The 21,553-nt window shown below is 70.5% G+C and carries 15 protein-coding genes and 1 tRNA gene; 6 read left to right on the top strand and 10 right to left on the bottom strand.

The features are described from left to right. Positions 1 to 55 precede the first annotated feature (55 nt). The 5 genes from IE294_RS17115 to IE294_RS17095 all read right to left on the bottom strand — a co-directional run bounded on the left by IE294_RS17115 (position 56) and on the right by IE294_RS17095 (position 6,633). On the bottom strand, positions 56 to 1,927 hold the full coding sequence (locus tag IE294_RS17115) for a discoidin domain-containing protein (protein WP_189886900.1): 1,872 nt from the start codon (positions 1,925 to 1,927) through the stop codon (positions 56 to 58). Positions 1,928 to 2,059: 132 nt separating this feature from the next. Next, positions 2,060 to 3,424 (bottom strand): GH1 family beta-glucosidase, encoded by a 1,365-nt coding sequence (locus IE294_RS17110; protein ID WP_189886898.1) that lies wholly within the window; start codon positions 3,422 to 3,424, stop codon positions 2,060 to 2,062. A gap of 29 nt (positions 3,425 to 3,453) precedes the next feature. Further along, entirely contained in the window at positions 3,454 to 4,293 is an 840-nt protein-coding gene (locus tag IE294_RS17105; RefSeq protein WP_189887104.1) for a carbohydrate ABC transporter permease, read from the bottom strand. Between the two features lie 31 nt (positions 4,294 to 4,324). After that, the gene (locus tag IE294_RS17100) at positions 4,325 to 5,311 is read right to left on the bottom strand and encodes a carbohydrate ABC transporter permease (RefSeq protein WP_189886896.1); all 987 of its coding nucleotides are present in this window, start codon (positions 5,309 to 5,311) and stop codon (positions 4,325 to 4,327) included. Between the two features lie 5 nt (positions 5,312 to 5,316). Beyond that, entirely contained in the window at positions 5,317 to 6,633 is a 1,317-nt protein-coding gene (locus IE294_RS17095; protein ID WP_189886894.1) for an ABC transporter substrate-binding protein, read from the bottom strand. Between the two features lie 331 nt (positions 6,634 to 6,964). Between IE294_RS17095 and IE294_RS17090 the strand changes: the two genes are divergently transcribed. Beyond that, the gene (locus IE294_RS17090) at positions 6,965 to 8,158 is read left to right on the top strand and encodes a phospholipase D-like domain-containing protein (protein WP_229917187.1); all 1,194 of its coding nucleotides are present in this window, start codon (positions 6,965 to 6,967) and stop codon (positions 8,156 to 8,158) included. Between the two features lie 115 nt (positions 8,159 to 8,273). Here IE294_RS17090 and IE294_RS17085 read toward each other — a convergent pair. The 4 genes from IE294_RS17085 to sucC all read right to left on the bottom strand — a co-directional run bounded on the left by IE294_RS17085 (position 8,274) and on the right by sucC (position 12,215). Next, positions 8,274 to 8,358: transfer RNA gene (locus IE294_RS17085), tRNA-Leu, on the bottom strand. Between the two features lie 163 nt (positions 8,359 to 8,521). Further along, positions 8,522 to 10,096 carry an aldehyde dehydrogenase family protein gene (locus tag IE294_RS17080; protein ID WP_189886889.1) on the bottom strand — a complete coding sequence of 525 codons (1,575 nt, stop codon included), beginning with the start codon at positions 10,094 to 10,096 and terminating at the stop codon, positions 8,522 to 8,524. A 95-nt stretch (positions 10,097 to 10,191) separates the two neighbouring features. Further along, positions 10,192 to 11,073: a succinate--CoA ligase subunit alpha gene (sucD, locus tag IE294_RS17075; protein WP_189886887.1), complete on the bottom strand. Its 882-nt coding sequence runs from the start codon at positions 11,071 to 11,073 to the stop codon at positions 10,192 to 10,194. Positions 11,074 to 11,084: 11 nt separating this feature from the next. Then, positions 11,085 to 12,215, bottom strand: a complete 1,131-nt coding sequence (gene sucC, locus IE294_RS17070) for an ADP-forming succinate--CoA ligase subunit beta (protein ID WP_189886885.1) — start codon at positions 12,213 to 12,215, stop codon at positions 11,085 to 11,087. A gap of 240 nt (positions 12,216 to 12,455) precedes the next feature. On the opposite strand from sucC, the gene IE294_RS17065 reads away from it, so the two are divergent. The 5 genes from IE294_RS17065 to IE294_RS17045 all read left to right on the top strand — a co-directional run bounded on the left by IE294_RS17065 (position 12,456) and on the right by IE294_RS17045 (position 20,426). After that, the gene (locus tag IE294_RS17065) at positions 12,456 to 14,138 is read left to right on the top strand and encodes a thiamine pyrophosphate-binding protein (protein WP_189886883.1); all 1,683 of its coding nucleotides are present in this window, start codon (positions 12,456 to 12,458) and stop codon (positions 14,136 to 14,138) included. 10 nt (positions 14,139 to 14,148) lie between these two features. Next, positions 14,149 to 15,390, top strand: a complete 1,242-nt coding sequence (gene frc, locus IE294_RS17060) for a formyl-CoA transferase (RefSeq protein ID WP_189886881.1) — start codon at positions 14,149 to 14,151, stop codon at positions 15,388 to 15,390. A gap of 4 nt (positions 15,391 to 15,394) precedes the next feature. Beyond that, positions 15,395 to 17,539 carry an acetate--CoA ligase family protein gene (locus tag IE294_RS17055; RefSeq protein ID WP_189886879.1) on the top strand — a complete coding sequence of 715 codons (2,145 nt, stop codon included), beginning with the start codon at positions 15,395 to 15,397 and terminating at the stop codon, positions 17,537 to 17,539. A 116-nt stretch (positions 17,540 to 17,655) separates the two neighbouring features. Continuing rightward, on the top strand, positions 17,656 to 19,044 hold the full coding sequence (locus IE294_RS17050) for an OFA family MFS transporter (RefSeq protein WP_189886877.1): 1,389 nt from the start codon (positions 17,656 to 17,658) through the stop codon (positions 19,042 to 19,044). 2 nt (positions 19,045 to 19,046) lie between these two features. After that, positions 19,047 to 20,426 (top strand): OFA family MFS transporter, encoded by a 1,380-nt coding sequence (locus tag IE294_RS17045; protein ID WP_189886875.1) that lies wholly within the window; start codon positions 19,047 to 19,049, stop codon positions 20,424 to 20,426. Positions 20,427 to 20,789: 363 nt separating this feature from the next. Here the strand turns inward: IE294_RS17045 and IE294_RS17040 are convergent, their stop codons facing one another. Then, the gene (locus IE294_RS17040) at positions 20,790 to 21,467 is read right to left on the bottom strand and encodes a GntR family transcriptional regulator (RefSeq protein ID WP_189886873.1); all 678 of its coding nucleotides are present in this window, start codon (positions 21,465 to 21,467) and stop codon (positions 20,790 to 20,792) included. Between the last annotated feature and the right edge of the window lie 86 nt (positions 21,468 to 21,553).

Here is a 21,553-nt window from a genome sequence, read left to right as displayed (position 1 = left end):
CTGGACCGCGTCATGCCCGGCAGGACCTGCGCGACCGCGTCCCGGGCGTGTCCGGTCAGCCCTTCTGCTCCACCCGCACCCAGTCGATCTCGGCCTGTACTCCCCCGCCCGCGATCCGGTCCACGCTGGACTGCGGCAGGCCCCAGTAGGGGGTGGTGACCTTGTTCCAGCCGGCCGGGTAGGCGCCGCCGAGGGCGAGGTTCAGGATGACGTACTGGTCGTGGTCGTAGACCCACTGGCCCCGGGTGGACTCCAGCTTGTCGCGGGTCGTCTCCTGGACCAGGCGGTCGTCGACGGAGAACCGCAGTGCCGTCGGGGTCCACTCGACCGCGTAGGTGTGCCACTGGTCGGCCGTGCCGCCGCCCGGGTACGTCTGGCGGGCGCCGATGTTGCCGTCGGCCGAGTAGCCGGGGCCGTGCAGGGCCGTGCTGGTCCAGTCGGGGTAGCCGATGTTCTCCATGATGTCGGTCTCGCCGGAGGCCGGCCAGGAGACGGAGGGGTCGTCCACGTTGCTGCCGAGCAGCCAGAACGCCGGCCAGAACCCGTCGCCGACGGGCAGTTTCATCCGGGCGCTGACCTTGCCGTAGGTGAAGTCGACGTGGGTGTGGGTGTCGACGCGGCCGGAGGTGAAGTCGTAGGTGCCGCCGCCCGCCCGGGTGCAGCCCTTGCAGTACTTCGCCCGCAGGATCAGCTCCCCGTTCTCGGTGCGGATGGTGTCCGGGGAGTCGACGTACGCCTGGGACTCTCCGTTGACCGGGCCCATCTCGGTGCCGGTGCGCACCACCCGCCACTTCGAGCGGTCGAGAGAGGCGCCCGTGAAGTCGTCGAAGAAGGTGGTGCGGTACGTGCCCGGCTGGTCGGCGGGCAGGGCCGGGTAGGCGGCGGAGGCGCTGCCGCCGGTGCCCCAGACCTGGAACTCGTACAGCGAGTAGCCGAACTGGGCCGTGGCGGGGGCCGGGTTGTGGAAGGAGCGGCGCTCCTTGCCGAGCATGCGGACGTAGCGGCCGGTCACCGGTGCGGGGAGGGTGATGGTGTCGTGCAGGCCCACGGCCTCGGACGGGGACTTCACGTTCGCGCGGCGGGCGGCCACGTCGGCGGCCGAGGGCTGGTACACCGTGCGCCAGGTGCGGTTGTCGTCGGAGACCTGGAGCTGGTAGTCGACGGCGTAGGCCGCCTCCCAGTAGAGGTCGACGGAGGAGACGGCCGACGGGGCGCCCAGGTCCACCGAGACCCAGCGGTCCGCGTTCCAGTCGCTGGACCAGCGCGTCGCGTCGTCCTTGAGGTTGTCGGGCCAGCCGCCGTCGGTGACGAACGCGGGCGAGTTCCCGGCGTGCTGGTAGTGGTTCGAGTACGCCGGGTGGTTCAGGGCGAGGTTGGTGCGGGTGGTCGACGCGGGTGCGGGCTCGCCTCCGTAGACCTTGAAGTCCCACAGGGAGTAGCCGTACGGCGTGGCGCGTTCGCGGCCGCGCAGGCGGACGTAGCGGCCGGTGACCTCCTGGGGGTAGGTGTGCGCGGTGACCGAGCCGCCGGTGCCCGCGGTCTCGGTGTAGAAGGGTGTCCAGTCGGTTCCGTTCCGGGACACCTCCAGCACGTAGCGCTTGCCGTAGGCGGCCTCCCAGTCGAGGACGACGCGGTCGACGCGGATCACCGAGCCGAGGTCGACGCGGATCCAGGCGTCGTCGGCGAAGTCGCTGGACCAGCGGGTGGTGCCGTTGCCGTCGAAGGCGAGGCCGGGCGCGGTGCCGGCGTTCTCGCTGCCGGAGGCGGTGACGGCCGCGGGGTTCACCGCGTAGGCGGTGGCCGCGCGGTCGGTGTCCCAGCCGGCGACGGGGGCCGCGGCGGCGGGCCCGGCCAGGACCGGACCGGAGCAGAGCAGGGCCGTTGTGGCCAGGGCGGCGAGCAGGGTGCGGGGGATGCGGCTGGGCATGCGGCTCTCCTTGTGGGGTGGAGGTGCGCTTCCTGATCTATGTCAAGTGCATGACAACCATGGGGAGGGCGTGCGGGGCGGGCCGGTGGACACGAACTCCCCGGTCGTGTCCACCGGCCGTCCGGGCCGGGCTCAGGCGGCCCGGCGTGTCTGGCCGCGGTGGACGCGGACGATGTCCGCGTACCGGCGACCGCTGCCCTTGATCGTGCGGACCTGGGTGCGGTAGTCGACGTGGACCAGGCCGAACCGCTTGTCGTAGCCGTACGCCCACTCGAAGTTGTCCAGCAGCGACCAGGCGAAGTAGCCGGCCAGCGGGGCGCCCTTGCGGACGGCGGAGGCGCAGGCGGCGAGGTGGCGCTCCAGGTAGTCCTGGCGCTCGGGGTCGTCGACGCTGCCGTCGGGGCGGACCACGTCCGGGTAGGCGGAGCCGTTCTCGGTGACGTAGATCTTCCGGGCGCCGTACTCCTCGGTGAGCCTCAGCAGCAGCGTCTCGATCCCGGACGCGTCGATCTCCCAGTCCATGCCGGTGCGCGGGACGCCCTCGCGGCGGACGGAACGGACGTACGGAGCGGCCCCCTCGGGGTCGTCGGTGACGTACGCCGGGAAGTAGTAGTTCAGGCCGAGCCAGTCGAGCGGGGCGGCGATGGTGGCCAGGTCGGCGTCGTCCACCGGGAGTTCGACGCCGTAGGTCTCCACCATGTCGGCGGGGAAGCCGCGGCCGTGCACCGGGTCGAGCCACCAGCGGTTGACATGGCCGTCGTGCCGGCGGGCCGCCGCCAGGTCCTCGGGGCGGTCGGTGACCGGGTGCACGGTGGAGAGGTTGTTGACGATGCCGACCTGCGCGCCGGGGGCGGCGGCGCGGATCGCCTGGGTGGCGAGGCCGTGGCCGAGGAGCAGGTGGCAGGAGGCGCGGACGGCGGCGGTGAGGTCGGTCCAGCCCGGCGCCATCGTGCCTTCGAGGTGGCCGATCCAGGCCGAGCAGGACGGCTCGTTGAGGGTGGCCCAGAGCTTGACGCGGTCGCCGAGGCGTTCGGCGACGACGGAGGCGTACTCGGCGAACGCCAGGGCGGTGTCCCGCTCCGGCCAGCCGCCGCGGTCCTGGAGCACCTGCGGCAGGTCCCAGTGGTAGAGCGTGACCGACGGGGTGATGCCCGCCTCCAGCAGCGCGTCCACCAACTCGTCGTAGAAGGCCAGTCCCTTGGGGTTCACCGGGCCGGTGCCCCCCGGGACCACCCGCGGCCAGGCCACGGACAACCGATAGGCGTCGACGCCGAGTTGCCGCATCAGGCCGATGTCCTCGCGCCAGCGGTGGTAGTGGTCGCAGGCGACGTCGCCGTTGTCCCCGTTCACGATCTTCCCCGGGGTGTGGGAGAAGGTGTCCCAGATCGAGGGCGAGCGGCCGTCCTCGGCGACGGCCCCCTCGATCTGGTACGCCGCTGTGGCCGTGCCCCACAGGAAGTCGTGCGGGAGGGCGGCGAGGTCGATGGGTTCGGACACGGAAGTCCCTTCGGGATCAGGGGTGTGGGTCACTTGACGGCTCCCGCCGTCAGACCCGCGACGAGATAGCGCTGCAACAGCAGGAAGCCGGCCACCACGGGCACGCTGACGACCAGCGAGGCGGCCATGATCTGGTTCCAGTAGACGTCGTAGAGCGTGGAGTAGCCCTGGAGGCCGACGGCGAGGGTGCGGGTGGTGTCGTTGGTCATGACCGAGGCGAAGAGCACCTCTCCCCAGGCGGTCATGAAGGCGTAGACGGCGACCGCGACGATGCCCGGGATCGCGGCCGGCACCACGATCCGGAACAGCGCGCCGAACGGGCCGCAGCCGTCCACGAGCGCCGCCTCGTCCAGGTCGCGCGGCACCGAGTCGAAGTAGCCGATCAGCATCCAGATGGAGAACGGCAGTGAGAAGGTGAGGTAGGTCAGGATCAGCCCGCCACGGGAGCCGAACAGGGCGATGCCGGTTGCGTTGCCGATGTTGACGTAGATCAGGAAGAGCGGGAGCAGGAACAGGATGCCCGGGAGCATCTGCGTGGACAGCACGGTGACCGTGAAGACGCGCTTGCCCCGGAAGTCGTAGCGGCTGACGGCGTAGGCCGCGAACACGGCGATGACCACCGAGCAGACGGTCGCCGCGCCCGCCACGATCAGCGAGTTCGCGAAGTACTTCGCGAGCGGCACGGTCGACCAGATGTCGATGTACGGCCGGATGGTCAGCTCGCTGGGCAGCCAGCGGAATCTGCCGGTGACGTCGGCGAGCGGCTTCAGCGAGCTGGAGATCATCACGTACACCGGGACCAGCACGAACCCGGCGAGCAGGGTGAGGAACACCCGGCGCGACCACAGGAACGAACGCGGGGGCGCCATCGGCGAGTTGCGCTGCGCCGTGAACGACGTGTCACGCATCGGAAGCCCTCCGTCCGCGCGAGGTCAGCAGCAGGTACCCGCCCGTCACGACGAGCAGGAACAGCAGCAGCAGGACGGACATGGCCGAGCCGGTGCCGAAGTTCCAGGAGACGAAGGAGGACTGGTAGATGTGCACCGAGATGAGGTCCGCGGCCTCGGGAGCGGCCTTGCCGAACAGCACGTACGGCGTGTTGAAGTCGTTGAACGTCCACAGGAACAGCACCAGGATCAGCACCTGGTTGACCGGGCGAAGCGACGGCAGGGTGATGCGGCGGATCTGCTGCCACATCCCGGCGCCGTCCAGCGCCGCGGCCTCGTACAGCTCCCGGGGGATGTTCTGGAGTCCGGCCGTCACGATGAGGAACGCGAACGGCCAGCCCTTCCAGACGGACACGGTGAGCAGGGCGTAGAAGCTGTTGTCGCCGATGAGCCAGAAGGACGGCTTGTCGGTGAGGTGCAGCTGGTCGTGCAGCACGTGGTTCACCAGGCCGTTGTCGTGCTGGAACATGAACACCCAGGTGATGACGGCCGCGTAGACGGGCAGCGCGTACGGCACCAGGAACAGGGCGCGCAGCAGGCCGCGCCCCCGGAAGGTGTCCTGCATGTACACGGCGGCGGCCGTGCCGATCAGCCAGCACAGGCCGACCGACAGCAGGGTGAAGCCGACGGTGGTGCCGAAGGACTGGAGCAGCGCCTTGCCGACGGGGGCGTCGAAGTCCACCGACACCTTGTAGTTGTCGAAGCCGTTCCAGGGGGCGGTGCCCCAGTCGCGGATGTAGAACTGGGTGAGCTGCTTGAAGCTCATCACGATGCCGATCGCCATCGGCACCAGGTGGACGAGGAGTTCGAGGAGCAGGGCGGGCAGCAGGAGCAGGTACGGCAGAGTGACGCGTCTGATCCGCCCGGTGCGGCGGCGGGGTTCGCGCGCCGCACCGGGGGAGGTCTCGCGCACCGGTTGCTTCAGTGCGGTGGTCGTCATGGTGGTCAGGCCGCCGGCATCTGCTGCTGGGCCTTCTCCAGCTTGGCCTTGACCGAGTCGGTGGTCACGGCGCGTCCGGCGGCGGCGTCGGCGAACAGCTCCTTGACGGCCGTACCGACCGCCGTCTCGAACTGCGACTCGGCCGGCACCTGCGGCAGCGCGGCGGCGCTCTTGGCGAGGGTGTCCCGCAGCACGGCGGTGTCCGGCGCGTTGAACGCCTGGTCGCCCTGGGCGGCCTTGACCGGCGGGATGGAGGTGTAGGCCGTGTTCAGGATCTTCTGCTCGGCGTCGGAGGTCATGAACTTCACGAACTTCGTGGCGCCGTCGAGGTTGTGCGTGTTCTTGAAGACGGCGATGTTGATGCCCATGACCGCCGAGTTGACCTGAGTGCCGGCACCGGGAGTCCCGGAGATCACCGGCACCGGCGCGACGCCGTAGGCGTCCTGGCTCATGCCCTGGGACTTGAGGTTGGAGGCGGCGGACTGCCACAGCAGCATCGCCTGCTTGCCCTTGGCGAAGTCGCTGACGGACTGGTTCTGCGCGTACTCGGCGTCGCCGGCCGGGATGACCTCGTCCTTGGCCATCAGGTCGACGTAGCTCTTCACCGCCTCGACGACCTTGGGGTTGGTGAAGTCGGGCTTGCCGTCGGCGGTGAAGAAGTCGGCGCCGTGCTGCTTGGCGAAGACGAAGACGTGGTGGATGTTCTCCGACAGGTTCGCACCCTCGGCGCCGAGCACGGACTTGCCCTTGGCCTTGATCTTCTTGCCGTCGGCGATGAGCTCGTCCCAGGTGGCCGGGGGCTTGCTGATCCCGGCGTCGGCGAAGATCTTCTTGTTGTAGTAGAGGGCGTACGCCATCGAGTACAGGGGCACGGCGGCCGGGTCCTTGCCCTGGACGCCGGTGGAGCCGAGAGCCGTGTCGGAGAACCGCTCCTTGCCGCCTATCTTGGCGAAGTTCTTCTCGTCCCACGACAGCAGCCCGCCGGTCGCCTGAAGGGAGGCGCTCCAGGTGTTGCCGATGTTCAGCACGTCCGGGCCCTGGCCGGAAGTGGTCGCGGTCAGGATCCGGTTGAGCAGATCCGACCAGGGCACGACCTCGAGCTTCACCTTGATGCCGGTCTGCTTCTCGAACTTGTCGAGCTCGGGCTGGAGCACCTGCTTGTCCACGGCGACACTGGCACCCTGGTTGGAGGCCCAGTACGTCAGCGTCTTGGGTGAGTCGTTCGACCCGCCGCCGGTGGACGAACCGCCTCCGCAGGCCGTGGCCGCGAGGGCGAGAGACAGGGTGACGGCGCCTACGGCCGCGGCTCGGATCCTGCGCATGGCTCCCGGGTCCCTTCAGGGATTGCACTCATGACTTAATTTAGGACGTGAGTTAATCCGCCGAAGAGGCGATCGTCAAGGGATTCGACAAGCGCAACCGAGTGGCGTGACCGAAACGTTGACCGGCGGCACGGTCGCGGTCGGCACGGCCGCCCACCCCGGTTCTCCGAGCCGCCGGCGAGCGTGACGCGCGGGCCGGTCATCGGGCGCCCCCGGGCGACCGCGCCTGACACGGCAGGATCCACGAACGGGCTTCCCGGCGCGCGTCGCTGGCATACGCTCACCCCCAACCAGCCCAGGCGAAGGGATCGTTGTGCGTCGACTGACGAAGATGTGGAGGGCAGTCCTCGCGGGCGTCCTCCTCCCCGCAACCGTTCTGATTCTCTCCAGCCCGGCCCACGCCGCCGTCACGGTCACCACCTCGGCCGTCTTCAACGACCCGTCAGGCACCACCGCCGACCAGAACCGGATCCGCGATTACATCGTCAGCCTGGTCGACGCCACCCCGGCCGGGGAGTCGATCACGGCGGCGGCCTACACGTTCACCGACGGCACGGCCGCCCAGGCGCTGGTCAACGCGAAGGCGCGAGGCGTCAAGGTCCGCATCATCGTGGACCACACCACCGTCACCATGACCGGGGGCGAGTACACCACCCTGGCCAACGGCCTGGGCACCGACCGCACCCAGTCGTCGTGGGTGATGGCCTGCCCCAGCGCACGCGGCTGCATCGGGGACCGAGAGCTCACCTCCGGCGACCCGGCGATCAACCACAACAAGTTCTGGCTGTTCTCCAACGTGGGCGGCGCGAGCAACGTGGTGGTGCAGACCTCGCACAACATGACCACCTCACAGCGCACCACCTACTTCAACAACGCCGTGACGATCCCGGATTCCGGTCTGTACGGCATCTACCAGTCGTACTTCTCGGACCTGCTGTCCTACGGATCCTCCTCGTCGGGCTCCGACACCTACTACAAGACCCCCACCAGCGCCACCGGCCCGTACAAGGCGTACTTCTTCCCCCGCCACGAGGCGTCCGGCACGTCGTGGAACAACGACGCGAGCACCGACACCGTCAAGCTGATCCTCGACAACGTCAGTTGTTCCTCGGGCACCCAGATCCGCGTGGGCATGAACCTCTTCAGCCGTGACGAGGTCGCCCAGAAGCTGGTGAGCCTGGTGAACTCGGGGTGCTCGGTCTACCTGGCGGCCGACGGCGCACCGGGTTCCATGAGCCAGGCGGTGACGGACACCCTCTACGGCAAGCTGACCAAGCGGGTGGAGTGCTACGAGAACAGCCCCGACGGCACCTACAAGATCGGGGTGCACTCCAAGTACCTGCTGATCCAGGGAACGTACGACGGGGTCGCCAACCGCAAGCTGGTGTGGACCGGAAGCCACAACTACACCTACTCCGCGCTGCGGGCCAACGACGAGGCGCTGCTGAAGATCGACAACGCGGCGATCTACGACCAGTTCAAGGCCAACCACGACACGCTGATGACCTACTGCGCCGGAAGCTGAACCGGCACCGCCGGCCGGCCCGCACCGGGATCCGGCCGGCGGTGCCGGGCGGACAAACACAGCGAGGACCGCGACCGTCAGGTCGAGGCCCTCGCATCCGTACCGCTACGGTGAGTGTCCGAGGGGGGACTTGAACCCCCACGCCCGATAAAGGGCACTAGCACCTCAAGCTAGCGCGTCTGCCATTCCGCCACCCGGACCAGGTGTCTGCCGCCTTGCGGGGTGTGTTCCGCGCGGCGACATGGACAACAATACCAAGGTTTCGGAGTGCGTTTCACCTGCGTATCCGTCCGCGGGGACGAGGCAGACGCCGGATTGCCGACGGTATACAGTCCGCGAGATCCCGTGTGCCGAGCGTGAGAGTCAGGGCATGAGCTGGTACTCCGGGAAGTTCCCGGGCAGCCGCTCCCCCGCCGCGCCCCGCGTCACCGCCCGGACCAGGAGCTCACCGCCGACGAACGCGCCGCGCCAGGACGCGCCGAACCCGCCGAACAGCTCGTCCCGGTCGCCGCGGGAGCGCGGGACGCCGTGCCCGGTCTTGAAGGCGCGGATCTGGGGGGCGAGCCGGTCGTAGGCGGCCCGGTCGTCCGTGGCGAGCGTGGCCACCAGCGCGCCGTTGGACGCGTTCATCGCGGCCAGCAGCTCGGCCTCGGTGTCGACGAGGACGATCGTGTCGACCGGCCCGAAGGGCTCGGCGTGGTGCAGCGGGGAGGACGGCGGCGGACCGAGCAGGGTGACCGGGTGGACGTAGGCGGAGGTGTCCTGGCCCGGCAGGAAGCGCGCCTCGTCCGGCCGGCCCCGGTACAGCGGTACGGCACCCCGGTCCACGGCCTCGGCCACCTGGTCGGTCAGCTCCTTGGCCTTGGCCGCGTTGATCAGGGGTCCGAAGTCCAGCTCGGGGAGCGGATCGGCCGGGTCCGCCACGGCGAGCGGGTGGCCCACGCGGACGGCCCGGACCGCCGGCAGATAGGCGGCGAGGAACGCGTCGAAGAGGGAGCGCTGGACGACGAAGCGCGGATAGGCGGTGCAGCGCTGTTTGCCGTAGTCGAAGAGCCGGGGGACGACGGCGGTGAGCGCCGCCCAGTCGGAGAAGTCCCAGATGCCCCAGGTGTTCAGGCCCTCCTGTTCCAGGACGTGCCGTTTGCCCAGGTCGGCGACGGCTGTGGCGACGGCCGCGCCGGTGTCGCGGCCCCCGACGAAGGAGACGCAGCCGATCTCCGGCGCCCGCACCAGCGCCTGGTTCAGCTCGCGCCCGCTGCCGCCGACCAGGGTCAGGGGCACCCCCTCGCGGGCGGTCAGCGCCGCGGCGAGGGTGAGGCACGCCACACCGCCGTCGGTCGGGGTCTTGGCGATCACCGCGTTGCCGGCCAGCGCCTGCACGAGCGCGGCGTGCACGAGCACGCTCATCGGGTAGTTCCAGCTGGCGATGTTCGACACGGGCCCGTCCAGCGGGGCCCGGCCCGCGAGCATCGGTTCGATCCCGTCGACGTACCAGCGCACGCCGTCGATCGCCCGGTCCACGTCCGCGAGCGCGAGCCGCCAGGGCTTGCCGATCTCCCAGACGAGCAGCAGGGCGAGCAGTTCGCGGTGCTCGGCGAGCGCGTCCAGGGTGGCGGCGACGCGGGCCCGCCGTTCGGGGAGCGGGACGTGCCGCCAGGCGCGGTGCTGATCGAGGGCGGCGCGTACGGCCTGGTGGGCGGTGTCGCCGTCCAGGCGGGGGGCGCCGGCGATGGGGGTGCCGTCGACCGGGGTGGCCGCGGGCAGTGTCCGGCCGTCGGGGTGCCAGCCACCGGCCCACAGATTGCCGGCGCCCTGCTCCCGGAAGGCCTCGGGGGCGACCGTGAGACAGCGCTGCCAGGCGTCGGCGTAGGAGGTGCCGGGTTTGAGGAGTGCGACGGGAGGAGGGGTCGGGGGCTGCGGGGTGAGGGTGGGTGACATGCGTGGTCTCCGCTCTCGCTGCACGGGGATGGAGGGTGCGGGGAGGTACCTGCCGTTTCTCGGATGCCGGTGGTGCGGGAAGCGCGCGCCCCGGATCAGCCCTGCCGCAGCGTCTCCAGCACCGCCCGGGCCGTCTCCGTGGGGGTGCGGCCCACCCGCACCCCGGCCGCCTCCAGGGCCTCCTGCTTGGCGCGGGCGGTGCCGGTGGAGCCGGAGACGATGGCGCCGGCGTGGCCCATGGTCCGGCCCTCGGGCGCGGTGAACCCGGCGATGTAGCCGACGACGGGCTTGGTGACGTGGTCACGGACGTAGGCGGCGGCCCGTTCCTCCGCGTCGCCGCCGATCTCCCCGATCAGGACGATCAGTTCGGTGTCGGGGTCGTCCTGGAACGCGGCCAGGCAGTCGATGTGGCTGGTGCCGACGACAGGGTCACCGCCGATGCCGACACAGGTGGAGAAGCCGGTGTCGCGCAGCTCGTACATGAGCTGGTAGGTGAGGGTGCCCGATTTGGAGACCAGGCCGATACGGCCGGGCTTGGCGATGTCGGCGGGGATGATGCCCGCGTTCGACCGGCCCGGGGAGATCAGGCCGGGGCAGTTGGGGCCGATGATCCGCGTGCCCCGCTGCCGCGCGTACGCGGTGAAGGCGACGGTGTCGTGGACCGGGATGCCCTCGGTGATGACCACGGCCAGCGGGATCCGGGCGTCGGCGGCCCCGGTGACGGCCGCCTTGGCGAAGGCCGGCGGGACGAAGACGACGCTGACGTCGGCGCCGGTCGCGCGCATGCCGTCGGCGACCGAGCCGAAGACGGGCAGCGGGTGCCCGTCGACGTCGACGGTACGGCCGGCCTTGCGCGGGTTGACCCCGCCGACGACGTTCGTGCCGGCCGCGAGCATCCGCCGGGTGTGCTTCATGCCTTCGGCGCCGGTCATGCCCTGGACGAGGATCCTGCTCTCCGTGGTGAGGTGGATGGCCATGTCCCAACTCCTCAGGCGGTGTGCGCGAGTTCGGCGGCCCGGCGGGCGGCGCCGTCCATGGTGGCGACCTGTTCGACCAGCGGATGCGCCCGTGCGTCGAGGATCGCCCGGCCGCGCGCGGCGTTGTTGCCGTCGAGGCGCACGACGAGCGGCTTGGTGGGCCGGACCCGGTCGACCGCCGCCAGGATGCCGTCGGCGACGGTGTCGCACGCGGTGATCCCGCCGAAGACGTTGACGAGGACGCTCCGCACGGCGGGGTCGGCGAGCACCACCGAGAGCGCGTCGGCCATGACCTCCGCCGAGGCTCCGCCGCCGATGTCGAGGAAGTCGGCGGGGCGGGCGCCGCAGCCGGCGACCACGTCCAGGGTCGACATGACGAGGCCGGCACCGTTGCCGATGATCCCGACCTCGCCGTCGAGCTTGACGTAGTGGAGCCCGCGGGCGGCGGCCTCGGTCTCCAGCGGGTCGCGCTGCTCCGTGTCCTCGTCGCCCCAGCGGGCCTGCCGGAAGCGGGCGTTGTCGTCCAGGGTGACCTTGCCGTCGAGGGCGAGGACGTGCCCCTGGGCGGTGCGCACCAGCGGGTTGACCTCGACCAGCAGGGCGTCCTCGGCGACCAGCACCTGCCACAGCCGGACGAGGACGTCGGCGGTCCGCGGCGGCAGCCCGGCGGCGCTCGCGATCTGGCCGGCCTTGGCGGAGGTGACGCCCTCGGCCCGGTCGACCGGGATGCGCGCCACGGCCTCCGGGTGCTGCGCGGCCACCTCCTCGATGTCCACCCCGCCCTGCGCACAGGCGATGGCGAGGAAGCCGCCGGCCGCGCGGTCCAGGACATAGGAGACGTAGAACTCCTCGGCGATGTCGACCGGTTCGGCCAACATCAGGGTGCGGACGCGATGGCCGTTGATGTCCGTCCCGAGGATCTGGCGGGCCGTCAGTTCGGCGGCGGCCGGGTCGGCGACGAGCCGGACCCCGCCCGCCTTGCCGCGCCCGCCCGTCTTCACCTGCGCCTTGACCACGGCCCGGCCGCCGAGCCGCCGGGCGATCTCCCGCGCCTCCTTGGGCGACCGGGTGACCTCGGCCCGCGGCACCGGGATGCCGTGGTCCTGGAAGAGCTGTCGTGCCTGGTGTTCGTACAGGTCCATGCCGGCTCCTGTCTGCGGGGATCATCGCGCGCTCCGGTGACTGGAATCGCCCGGACACCGATGACCGAAAACTGTGTACGCCCCCTGGACACCACCCACGGGATGCGGGATAACAAGCTTCATACAGTATTCGTCGACTGTATGCAATCTACTGCATACAGCGCCTCCCGCTGTACGCACCCCCGCACCCCCATGCTCCGCGAGCCGCGCAAACTCCTATGAAAGGGACGGGACTTCGTCATGCCCGACGACACCCAGGACGTGATCTCCGGTGGCCATCTCGTTGCCAAGGCGCTGAAGGCCGAAGGCGTCGACCGCATCTACACCCTGTGCGGCGGCCACATCATCGACATCTACGACGGCTGCGTGGACGAGGGGATAGAAGTCGTCGACGTCCGCCACGAGCAGGTCGCCGCGCACGCCGCCGACGGCTACGCCCGCGTCACCGGCAAGCCGGGCTGCGCGGTGGTCACCGCGGGGCCCGGGACGACCGACGCCGTCACCGGGGTCGCCAACGCCTTCCGCGCCGAGTCCCCGATGCTGCTGATCGGCGGCCAGGGCGCGCTCACCCAGCACAAGATGGGGTCCCTCCAGGACCTGCCGCACGTCGACATGATGGCGCCGATCACCAAGTTCGCGGCGGCGGTGCCGGACACGGCGCGCGCGGCGGACATGGTGTCGATGGCCTTCCGCGAGTGCTACCACGGCGCACCCGGCCCCTCCTTCCTGGAGATCCCCCGGGACGTCCTCGACGCGAAGGTGCCGGTCGCCCAGGCCCGTGTCCCGCGGGCCGGTGCCTACCGGGCCTCGACCCGATCGGCCGGCGACCCGGAGGCCGTCGAGAAGCTCGCCGACCTGCTCGTCCACGCCGAGAAGCCGGCGATCCTGCTGGGCAGCCAGGTGTGGACGACCCGGGGCACCGAGGCGGCCGTCGAGCTGGTGCGCACGCTGAACGTCCCGGCGTACATGAACGGCGCCGGACGCGGCACGCTCCCGCCGGGCGACCCCCACCACTTCCAGCTCTCCCGCCGGTACGCCTTCTCCAACGCCGACGTCATCGTCATCGTCGGCACCCCGTTCGACTTCCGCATGGGGTACGGCAAGCGCCTGTCCCCCGACGCCACGGTCGTGCAGATCGACCTCGACTACCGCACCGTCGGCAAGAACCGCGACATCGGCCTCGGCATCGTCGGCGACGCGGGCCTGGTCCTGAAGTCGGTGACGGAGGCTGCCTCCGGGCGGCTGAACGGCGGTGCGGCCAAGCGCAAGGAGTGGCTGGACGAACTGCGCGCGGCCGAGCAGTCGGCGATCGAGAAGCGGCTGCCGCAGCTGCGGTCCGACGCCTCCCCGATCCATCCGTACCGGCTGGTCAGCGAGATCAACGACTTCCTGACCGAGGACTCGCTCTACATCGGCGACGGCGGCGACATCGTCACCTTCTCCGGGCAGGTCGTCCAGCCCAAGTCGCCCGGCCACTGGATGGACCCGGGCCCCCTCGGCACCCTCGGCGTCGGCATCCCCTTCGTGCTCGCCGCCAAGCAGGCCCGCCCCGACAAGGAGGTGGTCGCCCTCTTCGGGGACGGCGCCTTCTCCCTCACCGGCTGGGACTTCGAGACCCTCGTCCGCTACGACCTCCCGTTCGTCGGGATCGTCGGCAACAACTCCTCGATGAACCAGATCCGTTACGGCCAGGCCGCCAAGTACGGCAAGGACCGCGAACGGGTCGGCAACACCCTCGGCGACGTCCCGTACGACAAGTTCGCGCAGATCCTCGGCGGCTACGGCGAGGAGGTCCGCGACCCCGCCGACATCGGCCCCGCCCTGCGCCGGGCCCGCGAGTCCGGCAAGCCGTCGCTGATCAACGTCTGGGTCGACCCGGACGCGTACGCCCCCGGAACCATGAACCAGACCATGTACAAGTGAGGTGGCCCGCATGACTGGAACGCCCACCAAGGCCCTGGCCGGCATCCGCGTCCTGGACATGACCCACGTCCAGTCCGGGCCGTCCGCCACCCAGTTGCTCGCCTGGCTCGGCGCCGACGTCGTCAAGCTGGAGGCCCCGACCGGTGACATCACCCGCAAGCAGCTGCGGGACCTGCCGGACGTCGACTCCCTGTACTTCACGATGCTCAACTGCAACAAGCGGAGCATCACGCTGAACACCAAGACCGAGCGCGGCAAGGAGATCCTCACCGAGCTGATCCGGCGCTCGGACGTCATGGTCGAGAACTTCGGGCCGGGCGCGGTCGACCGGATGGGGTTCACCTGGGACCGCATCAAGGAGATCAACCCCCGGATCGTCTACGCCTCCATCAAGGGGTTCGGGGACGGCCCGTACACCGACTTCAAGGCGTACGAGGTCGTCGCGCAGGCCATGGGCGGGTCGATGTCGACCACCGGTTTCGAGGACGGGCCGCCGCTGGCGACGGGGGCCCAGATCGGGGACTCCGGGACGGGTGTGCACGCCGTGGCGGGCATTCTCGCGGCGCTCTTCCAGCGCGAGCGGACCGGGCGCGGGCAGCGGGTCAACGTGGCCATGCAGCACGCGGTCCTCAACCTGTGCCGGGTGAAGCTGCGGGACCAGCAGCGCCTGGCGCACGGGCCGCTCGCCGAATATCCCAACGAGGACTTCGGCGAGGAGGTTCCCCGCTCGGGGAACGCGTCCGGCGGCGGTCAGCCGGGCTGGGCGGTGCGGTGCGCGCCGGGCGGTCCGAACGACTACGTGTACGTCATCGTCCAGCCCGTCGGCTGGAAGCCGATCACCGAGCTCATCGGGCGGCCCGAACTCGCCGAGGACCCCGAGTGGGCGACCCCGGAGGCCCGGCTGCCGAAGCTGAACAAGATGTTCCAGCTGATCGAGGAGTGGTCGGCGACGCTCCCCAAGTGGGAGGTGCTGGAGCGGCTGAACGCGCACAACATCCCGTGCGGCCCGATCCTGTCCACGAAGGAGATCATCGAGGACGCCTCGCTCGCCGCCAACGAGATGGTGGTCCGCGTCCCGCACCCCGAGCGCGGCGAGTTCGTGACCGTCGGCAGCCCGCTCAAGCTCTCCGACTCCCCCGTGGAGGTGACCGGCTCACCCCTCCTCGGCGAGCACAACGAAGAGGTCTACGTCGGCGAACTGGGCCTCGGCGACGAGGAACTGCGCCTACTGAAGTCGAACGGGGTGATCTGACGTGATGACCGAGGACCGGGTACTGCGGGTGCGGTCCCTGCTGGAGTCGGTGCGGGCCGAGGGCCGTACGGCGCTGACCGCGCCCGAGGGCCGCGTGGTCGCCGACGCGTACGGGATCGCCGTACCGGGCGAGGAACTGGCGGCGGACGTGGACGAGGCGGTGGCCGCGGCGGCGCGACTCGGCGGGCCGGTGGTGCTGAAGATCGTCTCGCCGGACATCCTGCACAAGACCGAGGCCGGCGGGGTCGTCGTGGGGGTGGAGGGCGCGGCCGGCGTACGTGCCGCGTTCCACCGGATCGTGGACAACGCGCGCGCCTACGACGCCGGGGCCCGCATCGAGGGCGTGCTGGTGCAGGAGTTGCTGCCGGCGGGCCAGGAGGTCATCGTCGGCGCGGTCACCGATCCGACCTTCGGGAAGGTGGTGGCGTTCGGGCTCGGCGGGGTGCTGGTCGAGGTGCTGAAGGACGTGACGTTCCGCCTCGCGCCGGTCACCGCCGACGAGGCGCTGTCGATGCTCGACTCCATCCGGTCGGCGGAGATCCTGCGCGGCGTCCGCGGCCAGGCCGGTGTGGACCGGTGGGCGGTGGCCGAGCAGATCCGCCGGGTGTCCCAACTCGTCGCGGACTTCCCCGAGATCGCCGAGGTGGACCTCAACCCGGTGATCGCGACGGCGACGGGAGCGGTCGCCGCCGACATCCGGATCCTCCTCGCCGAGCGGCAGCCGGCAACGCGCAGGACGTACTCACGCGAGGAGATCCTCACGTCCATGCGGCGGCTGATGCAGCCCTCCTCCGTCGCCGTGATCGGCGCCTCCAACGAGCCCGGCAAGATCGGCAACTCGGTGATGCGCAACCTGGTCGACGGCGGTTTCGCCGGGGACATCCACCCGGTGAACCCCAAGGCCGACGACATCCTGGGCCGCAAGGCGTACAAGAGCGTCACGGACGTGCCCGGCGAGGTGGACGTGGCCGTCTTCGCCATTCCGGCCCGCTTCGTGGCCGCGGCCCTGGAGGAGGTGGGGCGCAAGGGCGTCCCCAACGCCGTCCTGATCCCCTCCGGCTTCGCGGAGACCGGCGAGCACGCGCTCCAGGCGGAGATCGTGGAGATCGCCGAGCGGCACGGCGTCCGCCTGCTCGGGCCGAACATCTACGGCTACTACTCCACCTGGCAGGACCTGTGCGCCACGTTCTGCACGCCGTACGACGTCAAGGGCGGGGTGGCGCTGACCTCGCAGTCCGGTGGCATCGGCATGGCCATCCTCGGCTTCGCCCGCACCACGAAGACGGGCGTGTCGGCCATCGTCGGCCTCGGCAACAAGTCGGACCTGGACGAGGACGACCTGCTGACCTGGTTCGGCGAGGACCCGCACACCGACTGCATCGCGATGCACCTCGAAGACCTCAAGGACGGGCGGGCGTTCGTGGAGGCGGCCCGCGCGACCGTGCCGAAGAAGCCGGTCGTGGTCCTGAAGGCGGGCCGTACGGCGGCGGGCGCGAAGGCGGCCGGTTCGCACACCGGCGCGCTCGCGGGCGACGACGCGGTGTACGACGACATCCTCCGGCAGGCCGGGGTGATCCGGGCGCCGGGCCTGAACGACATGCTGGAGTACGCGCGCGCGTTGCCGGTGCTGCCCACCCCGCGGGGGGACAACGTCGTGATCATCACCGGCGCGGGCGGCAGCGGTGTGCTGCTGTCGGACGCGGTGACGGACAACGGGCTGTCCCTGATGGAGATCCCGCCCGACCTGGACGAGGCGTTCCGCCGGTTCATCCCGCCGTTCGGCGCGGCCGGCAACCCGGTCGACATCACGGGGGGCGAGCCGCCGTCGACGTACGAGGCGACGATCCGGCTGGGCCTTGAGGACCCGCGCGTCCACGCGCTGGTGCTCGGCTACTGGCACACGATCGTCACCCCGCCGATGGTGTTCGCCGAACTCACCGCGCGGGTGGTCGCCGAGTTCCGCGAGCGGGGCGTTCACAAGCCGGTCGTGGCGTCGCTCGCCGGTGACGTCGAGGTCGAGGAGGCCTGCCAGTACCTCTTCGAGCGGGGCGTCGTGGCGTATCCGTACACGACCGAGAAGCCGGTGGCGGTGCTCGGCGCGAAGTACCGGTGGGCACGGGCGGCGGGCCTGCTGGGGGGCGGTTCATGAGCTGAGCGGAACGGGGCCGGCCGGCGGTGCGCGCCGGCCGGCCCCGGGACCCGTCTGCGCACGAAAGGCATGGGACAGGGGGCGCCGGCCAGAACTTTCGACGCAAGGGGTGAGCGATGAGAACGACCGATTACTCGACGTCCGTGCCGTACCGGGAAGTGACGGACCGGAACGGACGCGTGTACCGGGTCGGCGAGTCCGACATCGACATCATGGGCCGCAGGCGCACCTGGATGGTCATCCTGCCCTGGGTGGGCATGATGGGCATCAGCTCCGCCGAGTACGCCTTCACATCGGCGGAGGACGCGCTCCACGAGGCGCATCTGTGGAGCAGCGGGCACATCTTCTGGCTGATGGGCGTCTGGGTGTTCTTCCAGGCGGCCGTGGCCTTCCCGGCGGGGCGGCTGCGGGAGAGCGGCCGGCTGCCCGCCCGTACGGCGATGCTGCTCGGCGCGGTCGGCACGCTGCTGGGTTATCTGTCCCTGGCGTACGCGCCGCATGTCGCCGTCGCCTACCTCGGCTTCGGCATGTGCAGTGGCATCGGCGCCGGCCTGGTCTACGCGACCTGCGTGAACATGGTCGGCAAGTGGTATCCCGAGCGCAAGGGCGGCAAGACCGGCTTCGTCAACGGCGGCTTCGCCTACGGCTCGGTGCCGTTCGTGTTCCTGTTCACGTCGTACATGGACCTGAGCAACTACCGGGGCGTGCTGGTCACGGTCGGCGTCGGACTGTGCCTGGTGGTGGCGTCCGCCGGCTGGTTCTTCAAGGACCCGCCGAAGAACTGGTGGCCGGCGCACGTCGACCCGCTCATGGTGACCCACGACCCCAGGATCCGGCGGGCGCTGGAGAAGAACCCGCCGGCGGTGAAGCAGTACACCCCGAAGGAGGCGGCCCGTACCCCTGTTCTGTGGATGATGTGGTTCTGTCTGCTGTGCACGGCCGGGATCAATATCTTCGGCATCGCCTTCCAGGTGCCGTTCGGCAAGGACATGGGCTTCGCGGGCGGGATCGTGGCGACGGCGATGTCCCTGAAGGCCATCGTCAACGGCACCGGTCGCGGGGTCATCGGCTGGATATCCGACCGCTACGGGCGCCGGCACACACTGATCATCGTGTGCGTCGTGCTCGGCTCGGCGCAGTTCGGTGTGCTGGTGTCCGGCCAGATGGGCAGCATGCCCTTCTTCCTGCTGTGCTCGATGGTCTCCGGTTTCGGCGGCGGGGCGATCTTCCCGCTGTTCGCGGCCATGACGGCGGACTACTTCGGCGAGAACAACAACGCCTCCAACTACGGGATGGTCTACAGCTCGAAGCTCGTCTCCGGACTCGTCGGTTCGGGCCTGGGCGCGGTCGTCGTCGACGCGTGGGACTACCACGGCGCGTTCGTCCTCGCCGGCTCGATCGGGCTGGCCTCCGCGGTGCTGGCGCTCTTCCTGAAGGCTCCGGGCAGGCCGAAGGCCCGGCGCATCGTCCCCAACCCGCATCCCCTTGGTGAGGAGATGGCATAAGCATGACGGCAGATCCACTCTCGGCCGACCTGCACGCCGCACCACGTCCCTATCGCGAGGTGACCGACTCGCACGGCCGCGTCTACCGCGTGGGCGAGACCGACCGGGACATCCTCGGCCACTCCCGCAAGCTCATGGTCTACCTGCCGTGGATCGCCATGATGGCGATCAGCGTCTTCGAGTACGCGTACGGCTCCGCGGAGGACACCCTCTCGCACGCGCACGGCTGGACCCAGTCCAACACCTTCTGGATCCTCAGCGTCTGGGTGTTCTTCCAGGCCGGCATCGCCTTCCCGGCGGGCTGGCTGCGCGAGAGGGGCGTCCTGACCGCCCGCCGTGCGATGTACACGGGGTCCGGACTGTGCCTGGTCGGGTTCCTGGCCCTGTCGCACCTGGACGACGTGTGGCTGGCGATCCTCGGCTTCGGCGTGGTCGGCGGCATCGGCGCCGGACTGGTGTACGCGACGTGCATCAACATGGTCGGCAAATGGTTCCCCGAACGGCGCGGCGCCCGCACGGGCTTCGTCAACGGCGGCTTCGCGTACGGCTCGCTGCCGTTCATCTTCATCTTCAACTACGCCTTCGACACGGAGAACTACCACCGGGTCCTGGACCTCATCGGCGTCTACGTGATGATCGTCGTGTTCGCCTCGGCGTTCTTCTTCAAGGACCCGCCGAAGAACTGGTGGCCGGCGGACATCGACCCGCTCGCCTTCGGCGGCGACGGCAAGAACGCCCGGTCGCTGGCTAAGAACCCGCCCGCCGTACGGCAGTTCACGCCCAAGGAGGCCATCCGCACCGGGATGCTGCCCCTGATGTGGATCTCCATCGTGATGACCGCGGGCGTGTCGATCTTCGGGATCTCCTTCCAGGTCGACTTCGCCAAGGAAGTGGGCTTCGGCCCGCTGGTGGCGGCGTCCTCGATGGGCGTGATGGCGGTCATCAACGGCATCGGCCGCGGTGTCGTGGGCTGGCTGTCGGACCGCTGGGGGCGCAGGACGACCCTCGTCTTCGTCATCGTGGTCCTCGGACTCGCCCAGTTCGGAGTCATCTGGGCCGGTGACGTCCGCAGCGAGTGGCTGTTCCTGTTCTTCGCCTTCCTCTCCGGCTTCGGCGGCGGCGCCTTCTACCCGATGTTCGCCGCGCTGACCCCGGACTACTTCGGCGAGAACTACAACGCCACGAACTACGGCCTGGTGTACAGCGGCAAGCTGGTCAGCGGCCTGTTCGGCGGTGGCCTCGGCTCGATGGTGGTCGGCGCCTGGGGCTACAACGGCGCCTACGCGCTGGCCGGCGGCGTCTCGATGGTGGCGGCGGCCCTCGCGCTCCTGCTGCGCCAGCCGGGCCGCACCGGGGGCGGCGAGCCGGTGCCGGCCACCTGACCGCCCGGCTCGACCGGTGCTCCCCCTCCCCGACCGGCTCGCCGGCCGCGGAGGGGGAACCGCGCGTCCGGCCGGGGCCGTTCCCTGCGGGATGGCGACTCGCCGGCGCCTGCGGGCGGCCGACAGCCCGCAGACGCCGACGAGGCCGCGTTCCGCTCCTGGCACGAGCGCCGCCGACCCTCCGCGCAGACGCCGGCCAGGCCGCGTTCCACTCGTAGTACGGGCGCGGGCGCCCCCCCGGCGAGACGAAGACCACGCCGCCTCCCACTCCTGGCACGAGCGCCGCCGACCCCCCACGCAGACGCCGGCCAGGCCGCCCCCACTCCTGGCACGAGCGCCGCCGGACCTCCGCCGAGACGTCGGTCAGGTCGCGTTCCGCTCGTGGTACGAGCGGCGGGTGTGCTCGGTGTGCGCGCGCATCAGCTCGGTGGCGCGCTGCTCGTCACGGGCGGCGATCGCGGTGATCAGTTCGCGGTGCTCGCGCCAGGACTGCCGGCCGCGCTGCCGGGCCACCGGCGTGTAGTACCAGCGGACCCGTCGGTCCACCTGGGCGGCGAGTCCGGCGAGGACGGTGTTGCCGGCCAGCTCCATCACCTTGGCGTGGAAGGCCGCGTTGAGGGCGACCGCGCGGTCCACGTCCTCGGCCGCCACCGCCGTCTCGCCCTCGGCGCACAGCTCCTCCAGCACGGTGATGCCGGCGCTGTCCGCGTGCGCGGCGGCCAGCCGGGCGGCCTCCGCCTCCAGCAGGGTGCGGACCGTGAGGAGCTGGTCGGCCTCCTCCTCCGTGGGCTCGTGCACGAACGCGCCCTGGGCGGGCCGCAGATCGACCCATCCCTCGGTGTTGAGCCGCTGCAAGGCCTCGCGCACGGGCTGCCGCGAGACGCCGAGGTGCCCGGCGAGTTCGCTCTCCACGAGGTGTTGGCCGGGCTGGAGAGCGCGGGTGGTGATGAGTTCCAGCAGCGCCTCGTAGACGCGCTCGCGCAGCGGGCCGGGCCGTTCCAGCTTGGGCACCGCCCCCTGCGGCAGTCCGGTCGACAACATCGCGGTCCCCTCCTGGGCAGGTCTGACGCGTGGACCCTGAGACGCTCGCTTCGACTCAGTATCAATTGTCTTTCGTCTACAGTCTA

The organism is Streptomyces canarius, assembly GCF_014650735.1.
GTDB lineage: Bacteria > Actinomycetota > Actinomycetes > Streptomycetales > Streptomycetaceae > Streptomyces > Streptomyces olivaceoviridis.
This window is presented reverse-complemented; position numbering and strand designations above follow the sequence as displayed.